Origin of the sequence: Salinarchaeum sp. Harcht-Bsk1 (assembly GCF_000403645.1) — an archaeon.
Taxonomy (GTDB): domain Archaea; phylum Halobacteriota; class Halobacteria; order Halobacteriales; family Salinarchaeaceae; genus Salinarchaeum.
Map to the genome: position 1 here is coordinate 426,971 of NC_021313.1, position 16,568 is coordinate 443,538.

The following is a 16,568-nucleotide window of genomic DNA, read 5'->3' on the forward strand; positions in this document are numbered from 1 at the left end:
CCTGAATGCCGGTGGTGTCCTTTGTATTCGAACCTACCAAATTGAATCACCTCAGCACGCAGAGGAGTACTAACCTATTTGCCCGTGGCTATCGTACTTCGACCCCCGCCCTCCATGTCGAACGGTCCGCCCGATCACTCCCAGGACGAACTGGCGCCTCCACCAGGCAGTCGGCTGCTTCTCTCTGCCCGCCGTGCGAGTGAAACCTTCGGCGGTCCGCTCCGCGCGATCGCTTTCTGGTGTGCTGCAATGCTCCCCTTCGTGTACGTTCCGCTCCTCCTGTTCGGGCTCGATACCCGACGGCGTGCCGGCGCGTTCGGTCTCCTCGTGTTCGCTCACGTCGTCACGCTCGTCGTCGGTCGCTCCCACGGCGCGGAGTGAACCCCCGATCGGCCCGGTCGGGGGAACTCAACCAGTCTGGCCAGCGACGGCGTTCCGGAGTTCTATCGCGAGGTCGACCGCCTCGACCGCCGTCTCGCCGAAGACGTAGCAGACGGGTTCGACGCCGAAGGCGCCGCGATGGTAGCAGAGTCTCGGGACGGAGCCGCGCTCCTCGAACAGCGAGACGAGACGCTCGCGACGGTTCTCGTACTCCGGGTCGAACTCGATCGGATCGATCCCACGTTCCCGGGCCGCCGCGAGGAGGTCCTCGTCGAGCGCGAGGTTGATCGCGCCTCGCATCTCGGGATCGACGGTCGTGGCGGCGAGGATCGCGGTGGCGACGTTTCGGGACGCGCCGAACTCGGGATTGGCGGGGACCTCGATCCGTCCCCGCATCCGGATGAGGCGCCCGGGCACTGCGGCGACGTCGGTCGGCTCCGTCGCGCCGGGAATCGCCGTCGCGACGTTCGTGCCGACGTTCGGCACCATCGTCACCATCTCCTGGCTCGCGCCGAGGCGTCGCGACGCCTCCCGGACGGCAGCCAGGGCGTCTCGCTCGGCCTGGACGGCCTCGTCCCGGCCGCGGACGCAGAGGTCACAGCCCAGCCCCTCCAGGGCGGGCATCGCCTGCTCGTGCAGTTCACAGATCGGGCCGCGATCCTCGAACGCCTGGACGAGCGCGACCAGTTCCCCGAGCGCGTCGACCTCGTCCATGCTCCCCTCTGCGAACCCGTCCGCGATCTCCTCGACGGTTGCAGCCATCCGCGGATCGTCGGCGATCGGCGCGGCCACGTCGACCTGTCCGTTGAGGTGGTTGGACACCGCAGCTTGCGTGATCCCGAGTCGGTCGGCGATCGCCTGCTGGGTGAGTCCCCGTTCGTCGAGTTCGCGGGCGAGCATCGTCCGTGCGGTGGGGACGAACTGCTCGGCGACGATCTCCTCGGGGAGCCGAAGCGACATGGGGCCGGCTACGGGGACCCGCCTACTAAGCGCGGGGGTCCTGGACTGGCCTGACTTGGAACTGCGACGGGAACAGAATCTGAAAAGGTGACCGAGCGTGGCTCAGACCACGTCGACCGCGCCGACCATCCCCATCGACTCGTGTGGGACGCAGACGTACCGGTAGGTACCCGTCGACTCGGGCGTGTACTCGTAGGTCGCGTCGCCGCTCGCGGTGGAACTTCCCGAGTCGAAGCTGCCGTCTTCGGCGACGACGTTGTGGGGACCGCCGGCGCCGGACCACTCCCAGGTGATCGTCGTTCCAGCGTCGACTCGCACCGCCGGCGGCGCGAACAGCCGGCCGTCGTCGCCGGCGCCGACGTCGATCGTCACCGAATCGCGTCCAGTCCAGTCGACGGTTCCCTCGAAGTTGCCCGTGTCGTCGAACCAGCCGCCGTAGTCGGGGCCGTCCTCGAGGTACTCCCAGTCGTCACTCGTCGCGCTCGGACCGCCCCCACCGAGACAGCCGGCGAGTGCTGCGGCGACGGCGCTCCCGGTCGCTGCGAGCACTGTTCGTCGGTCGAACGACGCGGCCCGGGTGGAAGGTAGATCGGCGTCCATGTCGGTGTCTCCTCTGAAATCCGCTTACTGTCGTCGACGTAAAAGCCGTCTCGTCCGTTCCCGGGGTCCGGGAACGAGCGACGGACGTGGTCGCCAGCAGGCGCCGCGACTCACGGCGCGAACGGGAGCAACCGCCACCGCACCGCCACGGGAACGAACGACACGAGCCACGGTAGACCCGCGGACCGAACAGTGAGCGAGCGCCAGCGCGAACCCCGCGAAGGGAAACGGCGCGTGGGGCGCCGGCAGAACCTGATCCCCCGTGGACCACGCGCGTCGTCGCCACCCGAGGGCGGAATCCATTTGGCCGCCCGTCCCCAGCAATCGTGACGTGTTGCGCCTCGCCGTCGCGACGGACGCCGAAACGTTCGAACGGCTCGAGGAGCCACTCGCAGCGCGAGGCATCGAGGTCGTCCACCTCCAGACGAAAGAGCGGACGATCGGGCTGACGGAACCAGACGCGAGAGAGAACGCGTTCGCGGCCGCCGACCACGACGTCGGCTACGTATTTCCACCCCGGGACGTCGAGGGCGCGGTCGCCGACGCGATGCTCGAGATTCCGTGGCTCGTCGACCACGCCGACGTGCAGACCTCCCGGAACAAGGCCGAGGTCCTCGCTCGATGTGCCGCGGCCGGCCTGCCGGTGCCCGTGACCGTGCTCGTCTCGAATCCGATCGACGAGAACCGGATCCGCGAGGCCGTCGAGCAGGTCGGACCGCCCGTCGTGATCAAGCCGACCTCGACGACGCGGGGCGTCGGCGTCGCGAAGGTCGGCGACGCCGACTCCGCGCTCGGCGTCGCTGACTACCTCGACCTCGTGCACGACTTCGCGGCGACCGGCGACAAGTCCTTTCTCGTCCAGTCGTTCGTGCCCGACGCCCGCGACGTCCGAGCGATGACGATCGAGGGCGAGTACGTCGGCGCCGTCGAGCGCGAGCGAGCCGGTGGCTGGCGACACAACGTCCATCGGGGCGCCGAGGCGACCGGGATCGACCTCGATCCGGAGCTACGCTCGCTCGCGGAGGCCGTCGCCCAGCTGCTCGGCATCGACCTGCTCGGCGTGGACCTGCTGGTCACCGAAGACGACGCGTTCGTCTCCGAGACCAACGCCCGACCGACGATCGACGACGCGAGCAAGTACGAACCCGACTTCTACGATCGACTGTCGTCGGCGATCGAGCGCACCGCTGACGAGCAGTAGCGTTCGCAGCGGAATGTGATCGAACGGAAACCTGTCGAGCGAATCGACGGCGAGTGACGATATTCGACGTGTGGCGAATCGGCGAACAGAGTCGTATCGGGGAGCAGAGACGAGATTCGATCGGTGGCGAATCGACGAGCAGCGTCGACTCGGTCGGGAGAGCGGAGTCGATCGGGAGAAATTGACCGACGTGGCGCCGTCGACGCGGCCGAAACCGGCGTTAGAGATTGATCGACGCGGAATCGTCGGTCCGGTCGAACGTGACCTCGAGGACCCCGTTGTTGAAGGAGGCGTCCGCGGAGTGCTCGTCGACGGTCGCGGGGAGCGTGATCCGCTCCTGGAGGTGGCGGTGCTCACTCTCGACGTCGAGGGTGAGCACTTCGCCGTCACAGCGGAGTGCGAGGTCGTCGCGTTCGACCCCTGGAAGATCCGCGACGACCCGAACCAGTTCGTCGGTCTCGTGGACGTCTACGTGCGCGTCGCCACCGAAGCCAGTCTCGTCGATCGTCGGGGCGTCGCCGTGCATGACGTCGTCCATCAGCCGCTCGATCTCCCGGAAGATGTCGTCGAAGGGATCGTCGCGGTCGTCGCGGCGCATGAGCGAGGGGTAGCACGCACCCGGCAAAAGCCTTCTGTACAGTGCAATGGTTTCACACGCGTCGCCACTGTCGGCGGGCCGCAGAATTCGCTACCGGCGCGCGACCCACTGGTGGCTCGCACTCGCACTCTGTTGGACAGCGCCACAGCGCGTGCACTTCCAGACGAAGGCGCCGAGTTGATCGTAGCCCTTGCCGAGGCCGTCTCCGTGCCTGGTGCCCCAATCGAGGTGGCACTCGCTGCAACGATCCGGATGCCGACCGCCGGAAGAGGAGGGATGCTCGCTGAACCCCGCGGCCGGGTCGGACTCGATCGACTCCATCAGCACGCGCCGGTCGGCCTCGTCCATCGACGAACGGATGCGCTCGAGGGTGGCTTTGATCTGCTCGATCCTGGCCTGGATCTTCTGGTAGGTCTCGTGATCGGCGAGTTCCTCCTCGCTCTTCCCGACCTGGATGCTCGCGGCGTGCGTCGTGTACTCGAAAAAGGCCGAGACGGCCCGCTCGTAGGTCGAGATACGCGCGAGCTGGTGGACGGCCTGACGCAGGTCGCCTTTCTCCACCGGGGTGAACAGACAGACGTCGTAGCCGGCCCCTTCGAGCATCGGCGGCTGGTCGTCTCCCTGCACGACGATCGCCCGTGCGAAGGGGCTCCGGACGGTGACGAGTTCCAGAAGCTCCTGTGTCGTCTCGTCGGAGACGCCGGCACCGGCGATCGCGACGCCGATGTCCTTGGTTATCTCGTCACGGGCTTCGTCCGGGGACCGTGCTCGTCGGACCGGGAACGGATCCTGAATCCACTGCTCGTATCGCTTCGCCCGATTGGGGCCGTCGGCGATCAGGACGGTCGGCGGGGAAACGGAGACCGATTGCCCGGTTCCCGTGGACTCTTCGGAGATAGTCGAGCCTCCATCTCCACGGGAAGAACTCATGCGAAGAAACTGTTCCGGGCACCCCAAAAGGGTTCGGCGGCGATTCTCACGTGCCAGAATCCCGACGGGCGTTCGACAGCGACGTTCCTCTCGGTGCCTGGTGCTCGAACGGCTCACGCGGGCCGAGTTCGACTGGCATTCACCGAAATCCACTGCCAGGTCGCGAGCGTCGAACGGCCCAAGATTTCACGCCGGAGCGTGGTGTTCAATCGTCCGCGGTGCCGACGTCACGAACCGGGTGGTCGACGGCGGCCGGGCTGTCCTCGAGGCCGAGCGCGTCGTTGGTCAGCCGGCGGCTCCGCGGCCCGTCGGCCAGCCCCGCAACCGCACGGACGGCGTCGACGTTCTCGGGGACCACGTCGGCTTCCTGGTGAATCGCCTGGAAACAGTAGAGTTCGCCGTCAGACACGGCGATCGAGTCCGTCCAGATGCAGTTCTCCCAGACGTCGCCGCGCGGACGACCGGCGTCCTTCGCCACCTCCTTGAGTCCGCCACAGCTCTCGACGCCGAGGTCGCCGGGCACGAGAAAGAGGCGGGACTGGCCAGCGAGTCGGTCGCGGATCGCTTCCGGTGCGAGGTCGCCGTCGAGGTCGTCCTCCAGCGTGATCGACACGGCGTGGAGGTGCATCCGCGTGGCGGGTACCGTCACGCCCATCGTGTCGATGTCGAGTTCCGGAAGCACGGTCTGCACGTCGGGACCGTGGTGGGACGGCACTTCGATCGGGTCGGGGAGGATGTCGTCGATCGGTCCGCGATCGGGCTGGGCGGGGTCGCCGCCGCGTCGAACGAGTGTCACCCGCACTCGCTCGATTCCCCAGGTCTCGTCGATCGGCGTGAGGAGTCGCGAGAGGCCGGTGGTGTTGCAGGAGACGACGCGGACGCGGTCGGCACCAACCGCGTCGGCGTAGTTCGCGCGAGCAGTGAAACTCGTCTCCGCGACGGAGGGATCCTCCGCACCCTGGAAGATCGCGGGCGTGTCGTGAGCGTCGTACAGCGGGGCGTTCTGCTCGCCCACGCCGCCCGGCGTGGCGTCGATTACGACGTCACTCGCGGCGATCAGGTCTTCGACGGTGCCGTCGGTCGGAACGCCGGCGTCCCGAAACCGATCCATTCGGTCGGCCGGGGCGTGGAGGGAGAACCCTTTCGCCAACGCGCTCCGCGCGCCGGCGTCCGGCGACCGCTTCGCGACGCCGGCGACGGTCATGTCGGGCTGGGCCGCGATCGCGTCCGCGACGCGTTTGCCGATCGTTCCGTAGCCGTTGACGCCGACACCTACCATGACAGACCCTGCGGCATCGGACGTGATAAACATTCCTATAAATCATTATAGATTCGAACTCGGAATAGAGTACCCGAAGGACTGCGTGGCGATCGGTCGCTGACGATCGGTGGACGTGCCGGCGGCTCCGAAGGGGTGAGCCGCCAGGTAAGGAAAGTGTACTCGCCAGTCCATTAGACAAATACTTTACCCACGACTCGCCACAATTCTACTATGAGCACGTCGAGTGATACCGTTCGCGTCGGTCTCAACGGCTTCGGACGCATCGGGCGCAACGTCTTCCGCGCTGCCCTGGACAGCGACACCGTCGACATCGTCGGCATCAACGACGTCATGGACGTCGACGACATGGCGTACCTCCTCGAGTACGACACCGTCCACGGCACGACCGAAGGCGTCGAACTCGACGGCGAGGATATCGTCGTCGACGGCACTGCCTTCCCGACCTTCTCCGAGAAGGACCCCGCACAGCTCCCCTGGGACGAACTCGACGTCGACGTCGCCTTCGAGGCGACTGGCCTCTTCCGGACCCACGAGGACGCGATCAAGCACGTCGAGGCGGGCGCCGACAAGACGATCATCTCCGCACCGCCCAAGGGCGAGAAGGAGGTCCTGACGGTCGTCTACGGCGTCAACCACGACGAGTACGACGGCCAGGACGTCGTCTCGAACGCCTCCTGTACCACGAACTCCATCTCCCCCGTCGCGAAGGTCCTCGACGAGGAGTTCGGCATCGAGTCGGGCGTCCTCACGACGACCCACGCCTACACGGGCTCCCAGAACCTCATCGACGGCCCGAAGGCCAAGCGTCGCCGCGGCCGCGCCGCCGCCGAGAACATCGTCCCGACCTCCACCGGTGCTGCGCAGGCGACGACCGAGGTCCTCCCACAGCTCGAGGGGAAACTCGACGGCATGGCGATGCGCGTGCCCGTGCCCGACGGCTCGATTACGGACTTCGTCGTGTCGCTGGAAGCCGACGTCACCGAGTCGGAGGTCAACGCCGCGCTCGAACGCGCCGCAGGCGGCGAACTGGAGGGCGTGCTCGGCTACACCGAGGACGAGGTCGTCTCGTCTGACATCGTCGGCGAGCCCTACTCGTCGATCGTCGACGCCGAGTCGACGATGGTCATGGGCAACCAGGTGAAGGTGCTAGCCTGGTACGACAACGAGTTCGGGTTCGCCAACCGGATGCTCGACCTCGCCGAGTACGTCGTCGCCGAGTCCGAGACCGAGGCGGCCGAGGCCTGAGGCGAACCGGGGCCAGCGCGCCCCAGCGACGAAACGACCCCCTTCTGCGACCGAACGTTCCGGCGCTTTTTTGCCTCGCTCCCGCGCAGCAACGAGTATGGCCGCGTTCCACACCACCGACGAACTCGATCCCGGACAGCGCCTCCTCGTCCGGATCGACGTCAACGCGCCGATCGAGGACGGCGAGGTCCAGTCGACCCGCCGGTTCGAGCGCCACGCAGAGTCGATCCGCGAGTTGCTCGACGCGGGGCACGCCCTCGCGATCATGGCCCATCAGGGCCGCCCCGGTCGAGACACGTTCACCGGCCTGGAACAGCACGCGTTCATCCTCTCCGACCTCGTCGGCGAGGAAATCGAGTACGTGCCCTCTACCTTCGGCGAGGAAGCCGTCGAAGCGATCGCCGACCTGGAACCGAATCCCGACGCCGCGAGTGCGGGCGCGGAGGATGCCGCCGGCGATGCCGACACCACCGGCGAGGCGATTCTCCTCGAGAACGTCCGGATGACCGACGGCGAACTACCCGAGGAGCCCCCGGAGGTCAAGGCCCAGACGGAGTTCGTCCGCACGCTCGCGAAGGCCTTCGACGGCTACGTCAACGACGGCTACTCCGTCGCCCACCGTTCCCACGCCTCGATCGTCGGCTTCCCCGAGGTGATGGATTCCTACGCCGGCCCCGTGATGGCCGACGAGTACGAGTACAACACCTCGGTCGAGCGCCGCGAGTTCGACGGTGACGTGACGATGGTCCTCGGCGGCACCAAGGCCGAGGACGTCATCGCCGCGATGGACCACCTCGAGGACACCGTCGACACCTTCCTGCTCGGCGGCGTCGTCGGCGAACTGTTCCTCCGCGCCCGCGGCCATCCGGTCGGCCACGACCTCGAGGACGGTCCCGACCTCTACGACGAGAACTACGAGAAGAACGAGGACCTCATCGCCGACGTCCTCGATCGGTTCGGCGACCGCATCGAGACGCCGGTCGACCTCGCGTACGAGGACGAGAACGGCGAGCGCGCCGAGCACGCCGTCGTGGACGTCGAGGAGAAGACGGTCTCGTACATGGATATCGGTCACGAGACGGTGGAGGCCTACCGACCGATCGTCGAGGACTCCGCCGCGGTGCTCGTCAAGGGCGCCCTCGGCGTCTTCGAGGACGAGCGCTTCAGCTACGGGACGGTGGAAGTGCTCCGTGCTGCTGGCGAGTCCGACGCGTTCTGCGTCGTCGGAGGCGGCGACACCGCCCGGACCGTGCCGATGTACGATCTCGATCCGGCCGGCTTCGACCACCTCTCGATCGCCGGCGGCGCGTACCTCCAGGCGCTGACCGGCGAGGGACTCGTGGGCGTCGACGCGCTAGAACGGGCCGCCGAGCGGATGGACGGCTGACGGACACGGGGAGCCCGATGGGAACCGACGAATCGGACGACAGTGGCCCAGTCCGGATCGAGGGGTTCGGCCCCGGCGTCGACGGGTACTACGACGTCGGCGACCAGCTGTCGCGCTACCTCACCGAGACGGCGAACCGGTTCTTCACCAACGAACGGACGACCAAACGATCGATCGACTCGAAGGCAGCCTTCGAGGCGCGGCGTGCGGACGTTCGATCGACGGTGCTGGCGAGCCTTGGCGGCTTGCCCGACCGACCCGACGACCTCGGCGTCGAGCGCCACGGGACCATCGAGCGGGCGGGCTATCACGTCGATCGGATCACCTTCGAGAGCCTGCAAGACTTCCACGTAACCGCGAACTGCTACGTGCCCGACGCCGACGGGCCGCACCCGGCCGTGCTCTTCTCGTGTGGTCACCTCGGACCGGCGAAAACTGACGAGCTAAACCAGCAAGCGTGCATCGAACTCGTCCGACAGGGGTTTGTCGTCCTCATCTACGACCCGATCTGTCTCGGCGAGCGTCGCCAGTACGACGCGCCCGACGCGAGCGATCCACACGTCCACTCCGGCGTGTACGGCCACTCCTACGCCGGCCAGCAGTGCTACTTCGCTGGCGGCAACGTCGCCCGGTTCATGATCGCCGACGCCCAGGCGGGACTCGACTACCTCGCGGAACGAGCAGACGTCGACGAGGGTCGACTCGGGGCGACCGGTACGTCCGGCGGGGGGATCCTCACCACGTATCTCGGATTGCTGGACGACCGCGTCGCTGTCGCGGCGCCGTGTTGCGCGGTCTGTGAACGTTCCGAGTGGCTCGCGACGGGGAAGACGGGGGACCCCGAACAGATCCTGACGGGTGCGATTCCCAACGGCGTCAACGCCGACGACGTCCTCACCGGGATGGCTCCGAAGCCGGTCTGCATCGGTGCCGCCGCCTCCGATTTCTTCCCGATCGAGGGCGTCGAGGAGGTGGCTGACCGCGCCGAGCGAATCTACGAGCTGTACGACGCCACCGAGCGCCTCGAGGTGATCGTGGCCGACGCCGGACACGCGTCCGTGTACGAGATCGGAGCGGAGCTATTCGCGTGGTTCTGTGCGCACCTCGGTGACGAGCCATACACGCCGATCGAAGGGCACGATCTCGCTGACGAAGACGCGCTTCGGTGCACCGCGACGGGGAGCGTCCGGGCCGCGTTCGAGGACGAACGCTCACTCGGCGACGTGGTTGCAGCATTCGTCGACGAGCGACGGAACGCGGCAGCCTCGATCGACGACGGATACGACCCCGAACGAATCGAGGGCGCGCTTCGGGAACGACTGGACCTCGCTCGCGATCGCTGCGAGCGAAACCCCAGAGTCACGGCTCGACAGGAGGTCGGCGATCTCGACGTGCAGCGCATCTTCTTCATGAGCGAGCGCGATCCACCGATCGTCGTAACCGGCGTGCTCGTTGCGGATCCAAACACCGCCATCGATCGTCCGGCGGTGCTCTGTTTCGACGAGGGGACTGGTGCGCTCCCCGCCCGGAGCGACGAGGTGATCTCGATCGCCAGAGAGCACGGCGCTGCCCTTGTCTTCGATCCACGCGGCGTCGGCGCAGTCCGGCACCGCGAGATCCCGACGTGGTACGCGTTCGGGCCGAACGACCACGACCAGATCTACGGCACCGAGTACACGCTCGGCCACCGAGCGCTGGAACTCGGAGGATCGCTGTTCGGAGATCGGGTGTTCGACGTCACCAGGGCGGTAGCATTCCTCCGGTCAGAAACTGCCGCGGACGACGTCCACCTCCTCGGCGAGGGCGTCGCCGCGTATCACGCGCTCTACGCAGCCGGCACGACCGACGCCGTCGGGTCCGTCGAGTTCCGGGACCTCGGACCAAGTTTCTACGAGCGAGCGACCGGGGAGTACCCCTACGACCCGCGACTGCTCGTCGACGACGTACTCGGCGAGGCGGACGTCCCGGCGGTCCTCTCGGCGCTCGACGACCGTGGCGTCCTGGTCGACCGATAGGCGGCGCCCCTCGGCGAGTCGGAGCCGATCGGGGATCCTTCTACCGGGCACCTATCGGACGGAACGAATCGCAAAAACGGTGGGCTGAAGCGCGATCTACTCGGCCAGCCGCTGTGAGACGAGCTCCTGGATGTCGTCCCGGAGCTCCTCGACCTCGATCTCCTCGAGGACGGGCACGAAGAAGCCCTCGACGAGCATGTCGCGGGCGGCCTTCTGGTCCACGCCGCGGGAAGTCATGTAGAAGAGGTCCTCCTGGTCGACCTGGCCGACGGTCGCGGAGTGGGAGGCCTCGGTGTCGTGGTTGTTGATGATCAGCTTCGGCGAGGCGTCGGCCTCGGACTCGTCGCTGAGCATCAGGGTGTTCTCGCGCTGGTAGGAGTTGGTGTCCCAGGCCATCGAGCCGACGTCCTGGACGCCCTCGTAGACCGAGCGGGCGACGTCGTCGACGACGCCACGCATGACGAGGTCCGCCGTCGTGTGCTCGGCGCGGTGCCAGACTTTCGAGTCGAGGTCGAAGTGCTGGTCGTCGTGACCGAAGAACGCCCCGACGATCTTCGTCTCGGCCCCGTCTCCGTTGAGTTCGGTGGAGACCTCGGTCTTCGTCAGCCGGGAGCCGAGGTTGCCGTCGACGAACGAGACCGTGGAGTAGGTCCCGGCGTCGGCGCGCTTGAGGGTGTAGTTGTAGGTCTCTTCGTCCAGGTTCTGGAGCGCGCCGTACTGGACGTGGGAGTTCTCCCCTGCGGCGACCTCGACGACCCCGCTGTAGAAGCGCTCGCCCTCGACCTCGGTGTCACCGGTGGACTGTCGCTCCAGAATCGTGACGGACGACGATTTCTCCGTGACGACGAGCGTGTAGTTGAACAGCGACTGGCTGTTCATTCGCGTCCGGATCGCGACGTCCTCGGCGTCGACCTCCTCGGGGACGTAGATCACGGTGCCAGTCGAGAACAGCGCCGTCGAGAGCGCCGTGAGGTAGTTCTCCTGGGGATCGACGACGGAGCCGAAGTGCTCCTCGAGGACGTCGGGGAGCTGCTCGACCGCTTCCGCGATCGAGAGGACCTCCACGTCGTCGGGGCCCTCCTGGTCCTTCTCCTCCGCCGCGTTCAGCGGGTCGACGAAGGACTCGTAGTCCAGATCGTAGAGGTTCGTCCAGGTCCGGCCCGGCGTGCGAATCACGTCGGGCATGTCCAGGTCCTCGAGCGCGTCGAGGGCCTCGAGGCGAGTCTCGAGGAGCCACTCGGGCTCCCCAAGCTCCTCGGAGATCTGGCGGACTGTGCTCTCGTCGACCGCGGTGTGTACCTGCGTGCTCATGGCGGACATCTTACCCGAGGCTTCCCTCCATCTCGAGCTCGATGAGGCGGTTGAGCTCGACGGCGTACTCGATCGGCAGTTCCTCCGTGATCGGCTCGATGAAGCCCGAGACGATCATCTGTTTTGCGTCGTCGTCGTCCAGCCCGCGGCTCTGGAGGTAGAACACGTCCTCGTCGCCGATCTTCCCGACGGTGGCCTCGTGGGCGACGTCGACCTTCGACTCCTCGATCTCCATGTACGGCATCGTGTCGCTGGTCGACTCGTTGTCGAACATCAGCGCGTCACACTCGACGGCGGTCGAGGAGTCCTCGGCGCCGTCGGCGATGTGGACGAGACCGCGGTAGTTCGTGCGGCCGCCGTCCTTCGAGATGGACTTGGACTCGACGGTCGAGCGCGTGTCCGGGGCGTTGTGGTAGACCTTCGCGCCGGTGTCGATGTCCTGGCCCTCGCCGGCGAACGCGATGGTGATGTGGTTGTCGCTCGCGCCGCGGCCCTTGAGGATGGTCGAGGGGTACAGCATCGTCGCCTTCGATCCCATCGAGCCGGAGACCCACTCCATGCGCCCGCCCTTCTCGGCGATGGCGCGCTTGGTGTTGAGGTTGTAGGTGTTCTTCGACCAGTTCTGCACGGTCGAGTACTGGACGTGGGCGTCCTCCTTGACGAACACCTCGACGCCGCCGGAGTGGAGGTTGTGCGCGGCGTACTTCGGTGCCGAGCAGCCCTCGATGTAGTGGACCTCGGAACCGGGCTCGGCGATGATCAGCGTGTGCTCGAACTGGCCCATCCCCTCGGAGTTCATCCGGAAGTAGGCCTGGACGGGCATCTGGACGGTGACGTCCTCGGGCACGTAGACGAAGGAGCCGCCGGACCAGACGGCGCCGTGGAGCGCCGCGAACTTGTTGTCGCTCGGCGGCACGCACTTCGTCATGAAGTACTCCTTGACGAGGTCGGGATGCTCCTGGACGGCCTCGTCCATGTTGCAGAAGATGACGCCCTTCTCCTCCCACTGCTCCTGCATGTTCTGGTAGACGACCTCCGATTCGTACTGGGCGCCGACGCCGGAGAGTGCCTTCTTCTCGGCCTCGGGAATGCCCAGCTTGTCGAAGGTGTCCTGGATCTCTTCGGGCAGGTCGTTCCAGTCGTCGGTGGCGTCGCGCGCCTCCACGTCCGGTCGGATGTACGGGACGATCTGCTCGATGTCGAGGCCCGAGAGGTCGGGCGCACCCGGCCAGTCGACGGGCATCGGCAGCTCGTGGTACTGCTGGAGCGCACGGAGGCGTCGCTCGAGCATCCACTCGGGCTCGTCTTTGTCCTCGGAGATGAGTCGGATCGTCTCCTCGTCGAGGCCCTTCCCCGACGTCACCGCGGCGGACTGCTCCTTGCGGAAGTCGAACCGTTCCTCGGTGTTCGTCTGCTGAAGTTCGTTCTCGTCTGAGCTCATTGATCGATCATGGTCGCTCCGCGGGTATAGTCCTGTTCACGGTGCGTGCTTCGCGTAACCGTCATTGGTTACGCGGCCTCGTAGACTTCCTCGCGCACCCAGTCGTACCCCTTGTCCTCGAGCTTCTCCGCGAGCTCGGGACCGCCGCTCATGGCGATCTTGCCGTCGAGCATGACGTGGACGCGGTCGGGCTCGACGTAGTCGAGGATGCGCTGGTAGTGGGTGATCTGGAGGACGCCGGTGCCCTGCTCGTCGCGGAGGGCGTTGATGCCGTCGGAGACGTCCTGCAGGCGGTCGATGTCCAGCCCGGAGTCGATCTCGTCGAGCACGGCGATCTCCGGCTCGAGGATCGCGGCCTGGAGCACCTCGTTTTGCTTCTTCTCCCCGCCGGAGAAGCCGGCGTTGAGGTACCGCTGTGCGAAGGACTCGTCCATGTCGAGCAGCTCCATCTTCTCCTGGAGGATCTGCTGGAACTCCGCGACGCCGACGTCGCCCTCGTCGGCGGGGCCTTCCATCGGGGAGGTCTCGTAGCCCTCGTCATCCTCGCCCTCGTCGTCTGCCTCCGCTTCCTCGTCTTCGTCCTCGAAGAGCTCCTCGCGCTCCTCGAGCTTGGCGTTCAGCGCGGTGCGGAGGAAGTTCGCCATCGTGACGCCCTCGATCTCCGCGGGGTACTGGAAGCCCAGGAACACGCCGAGTGCGGCGCGCTCGTTCGGTTCGAGCTCGAGCAGGTTCCAGGTCTGCTTGTCCTCGGGGATCTCGACGTCGCCGCCGAAGTCGCCCTCCTCGAGGTGCAGGAGGACCTCACCGCCGGTGACCTCGTACGCGGGGTGACCCGCGATGACCTTCGCGGTCGTCGACTTCCCGCTCCCGTTCGGCCCCATCAGGGCGTGAATCTCGCCGGCCTCGACCTCGAGGTCGACGCCTTCGAGAATCACTTCGCCGTCCTCTTCGGCCACTCGGGCCTCTAGTTGGCTGAGTTCGAGTCGTGCCATCTTGTCGGTCAACTAGAGGGCCCGAGGCGCCCATAATGCTTTCGTAATCGACCGCAAAGCGCTTTCAGAATCGCCAAAATATTTTCTCGATACGCGTGGCACTGAAAAGGCAGGCGGACAGAACGGGGCTTGTCTGTGTCGGAAGGAGTTCCGATGCCAGCTCAATTGCGGTTCAGCGTAGTTTCGCAGCATACAGACACAAGACTCCCGTGATTCTTACGGAGTTAGGCGTGTTGCCACTTAGAACACCGAGTTCCCCGATATAGTATTACTCGGCTGCATCAAGGAAGCGGGAGAGACTGAGAATATGTAGCCAGTTGCTGGAATTGTATTCAGACTGAATAGAATCATTGATACGCTCAATGAGTGGTGGCTGGTCAAATTCATCGAGTGAATCCGGGAGCTCGCCGCCATCCGTCGCAAGGTATCTCCCGAGTTCCCCATCCTCACCAAAGTCGTCGGCGTCGGAAGTCGTAAACGCATTTCCGTACTCATCGACGTGCCAATCAGCTGCGTGACAGAGAATCACTCGGTCATTTCCGTTTTTAATATCAATCTTAAATCGATCCTCAAGAGATTGGTGGAAATCTGTATCACGTACGGTGACTAACGCATCTTCCTCATCAAACAGCAATTCGACCCCCCGTTCGTAGGTTCGCTTTCGCTCATTTAGCCGGCGGAGGGCCTCTAGCTCTGAATGCCTACGTAACAGAGAATCCCGATAGTTGCGGAGAGCCCCTCGGTCATTATCGGTCAAGAATTCAAGGCTGCTGAAAGAATAGTCTTCAAGAGGATTATCTGCAGCAAACTCTTCGCACTTATCAATGGCTTCCGCTCGTCGTTTAGCGACATTGCGGTATTCTTCCTCGGCGCATTGACATGTCGCTTTCACAATAGAGGTATATTCTTCAAACAGCTTTTGCGCCTCTGGAACCGCATCCTTCGTGTAATCATACATGACAGAAGTGTCAAGGAAAACCTCCCCAGTCTTTATCGAAGGATATGTTCCTTCACTCATAATTGTCACCAGATGTTGGTTCCAACTCCAATTCCCGAATGGCAGCTTCGTCAATAACATTCATGAACTGTTCAGCGGAATTGTTCTCAATAGATGCGCCAGCATAGCCATCTATTGCGGGCAGCAGCCCTCTTTGATTGATGTTTTCCCGTAGCTCATCAATTTGGCCTGGGCAAGTTGATGCAAACGTCGCAAAGCGCTCGCGAGAACCTTCTCGCCAGGAGGTTGCCTGTGGACCTACCACAGTCGCATATGAGATATATCTGGCAATCCATTCCCAGATAGTTGCATCAAGAAATTCATCAATCTGCTTCAAGGTCCGGTAATGCATTGGCCTAATTTCGGTTAACTCTAGGTCGGTCAACGATAATAGAACATCTTCGATCAGATCGGTAAATGTGGTGACGGGATCAATGAGACCGTCGGGTACGATTGGACTCGAGCGAATAGCCAGTCGAAGTTCAACAGCTGCCTGCCCAGCCGTCTGGAGGTATGTATCTGGTGTCCAGTCAAGTTCAAGCTCCGTCGAGCCGGTGAGTAGGTCGGCCCGGTTACGCTCTGCCAATCGTGCCGTTTCGAATGCGCGCCCGAGGACCTCCCTAAGGGATAGATTGGCTAGATACAAGTCACGAAATTCCGACGGTGCAGTTTCAGTATAATACGGTCGCAGAAACTCAATATTCGACATTTTTGCCCAATGTTCCGCGTCCAACGGTGGTGTCAATTCTGACTGAGTGAAAAACTGCATGAAATCGATTGTGCTCTTTGATGCAATATCATGCTTTGACGGGGGAACTCCTGTTCCCTCCTCAGGGACTAGCAACTCAACCGGAGGTTCAAAAGGTCCCAGAGACATTTCCTCATCGTCGATACTATTGTTGGGAGTCTGATCGGGAGAGAAAGCCGCGCGGGAAGTGCTGGCTGTCTGTACACAGCCATATTTGTACCAGCTTCTGGTCACTGGCGACTGCTGACCCTCTTTAGACATGATAGAGCCGACAGAGTGGTTGAGAGCTATGTCGACATACTTCTGCTTCTTCACCTGCGTCCCATGTTCCCAGCTAAGGTTTTGTCCCTCAACTGCATCACGCAGGCCATCGCGAATCCGCTCAATGATATCCTCCTCGGTAAGTTCGTTACTCATTGGATTTCACCTCGACGGGCGAATCCGCGATTAGCCCTCTTGGCTATCCTTATATTCATCGCA

15 protein-coding genes are annotated in these 16,568 nt (G+C 64.5%); 5 read left to right on the forward strand and 10 right to left on the reverse strand.

Translation table 11 applies throughout. The annotated features are described in order from the left end of the window. The first annotated feature begins 249 nt into the window (after positions 1-249). Positions 250-381: a hypothetical protein gene (locus L593_RS16365; protein ID WP_255347057.1), complete on the forward strand. Its 132-nt coding sequence runs from the start codon at positions 250-252 to the stop codon at positions 379-381. A gap of 27 nt (positions 382-408) precedes the next feature. On the opposite strand, the gene L593_RS02130 is transcribed toward L593_RS16365, so the two are convergent. Then, the gene (locus L593_RS02130; protein WP_020445269.1) at positions 409-1,341 is read right to left on the reverse strand and encodes a thiamine-phosphate synthase family protein; all 933 of its coding nucleotides are present in this window, start codon (positions 1,339-1,341) and stop codon (positions 409-411) included. A gap of 102 nt (positions 1,342-1,443) precedes the next feature. Then, on the reverse strand, positions 1,444-1,941 hold the full coding sequence (locus L593_RS02135) for a halocyanin domain-containing protein (protein WP_049893780.1): 498 nt from the start codon (positions 1,939-1,941) through the stop codon (positions 1,444-1,446). A gap of 331 nt (positions 1,942-2,272) precedes the next feature. Here L593_RS02135 and L593_RS02140 point away from each other — a divergent pair, with 331 nt between their 5' ends. Further along, positions 2,273-3,142 carry a RimK family alpha-L-glutamate ligase gene (locus tag L593_RS02140; RefSeq protein ID WP_020445271.1) on the forward strand — a complete coding sequence of 290 codons (870 nt, stop codon included), beginning with the start codon at positions 2,273-2,275 and terminating at the stop codon, positions 3,140-3,142. A 220-nt stretch (positions 3,143-3,362) separates the two neighbouring features. Here the strand turns inward: L593_RS02140 and L593_RS02145 are convergent, their stop codons facing one another. From L593_RS02145 to L593_RS02155, 3 genes are all read right to left on the reverse strand, one after another. Next, complete coding sequence (locus tag L593_RS02145; protein WP_020445272.1) at positions 3,363-3,740, reverse strand: Hsp20/alpha crystallin family protein; 378 nt, start codon at positions 3,738-3,740, stop codon at positions 3,363-3,365. A gap of 90 nt (positions 3,741-3,830) precedes the next feature. Continuing rightward, a complete protein-coding gene (locus L593_RS02150) occupies positions 3,831-4,670 on the reverse strand; it encodes a HalX domain-containing protein (protein ID WP_020445273.1) in 840 nt (279 codons plus the stop codon). A gap of 205 nt (positions 4,671-4,875) precedes the next feature. Next, on the reverse strand, positions 4,876-5,949 hold the full coding sequence (locus L593_RS02155) for a type II glyceraldehyde-3-phosphate dehydrogenase (protein WP_020445274.1): 1,074 nt from the start codon (positions 5,947-5,949) through the stop codon (positions 4,876-4,878). Between the two features lie 213 nt (positions 5,950-6,162). On the opposite strand from L593_RS02155, the gene gap reads away from it, so the two are divergent. From gap to L593_RS02170, 3 genes are all read left to right on the forward strand, one after another. Then, positions 6,163-7,197, forward strand: a complete 1,035-nt coding sequence (gap, locus tag L593_RS02160) for a type I glyceraldehyde-3-phosphate dehydrogenase (RefSeq protein WP_020445275.1) — start codon at positions 6,163-6,165, stop codon at positions 7,195-7,197. Positions 7,198-7,294: 97 nt separating this feature from the next. Beyond that, positions 7,295-8,584, forward strand: coding sequence for a phosphoglycerate kinase (locus L593_RS02165; protein WP_020445276.1), 1,290 nt, complete (start codon positions 7,295-7,297; stop codon positions 8,582-8,584). A gap of 17 nt (positions 8,585-8,601) precedes the next feature. After that, the gene (locus L593_RS02170) at positions 8,602-10,599 is read left to right on the forward strand and encodes a S9 family peptidase (RefSeq protein ID WP_020445277.1); all 1,998 of its coding nucleotides are present in this window, start codon (positions 8,602-8,604) and stop codon (positions 10,597-10,599) included. Positions 10,600-10,695: 96 nt separating this feature from the next. Here L593_RS02170 and sufD read toward each other — a convergent pair whose 3' ends face one another. The 5 genes from sufD to L593_RS15480 all read right to left on the reverse strand — a co-directional run bounded on the left by sufD (position 10,696) and on the right by L593_RS15480 (position 16,505). After that, positions 10,696-11,910, reverse strand: coding sequence for a Fe-S cluster assembly protein SufD (sufD, locus tag L593_RS02175; RefSeq protein WP_020445278.1), 1,215 nt, complete (start codon positions 11,908-11,910; stop codon positions 10,696-10,698). A 10-nt stretch (positions 11,911-11,920) separates the two neighbouring features. Then, positions 11,921-13,351, reverse strand: a complete 1,431-nt coding sequence (gene sufB / locus L593_RS02180; RefSeq protein WP_020445279.1) for a Fe-S cluster assembly protein SufB — start codon at positions 13,349-13,351, stop codon at positions 11,921-11,923. Positions 13,352-13,419: 68 nt separating this feature from the next. Next, positions 13,420-14,343, reverse strand: coding sequence for an ABC transporter ATP-binding protein (locus L593_RS02185; protein WP_020445280.1), 924 nt, complete (start codon positions 14,341-14,343; stop codon positions 13,420-13,422). A 268-nt stretch (positions 14,344-14,611) separates the two neighbouring features. Next, positions 14,612-15,361: a hypothetical protein gene (locus L593_RS15475; RefSeq protein ID WP_144060682.1), complete on the reverse strand. Its 750-nt coding sequence runs from the start codon at positions 15,359-15,361 to the stop codon at positions 14,612-14,614. After that, the gene (locus tag L593_RS15480; RefSeq protein WP_144060683.1) at positions 15,354-16,505 is read right to left on the reverse strand and encodes a hypothetical protein; all 1,152 of its coding nucleotides are present in this window, start codon (positions 16,503-16,505) and stop codon (positions 15,354-15,356) included. The genes L593_RS15475 and L593_RS15480 overlap by 8 nt, the downstream gene beginning before the upstream one ends. Between the last annotated feature and the right edge of the window lie 63 nt (positions 16,506-16,568).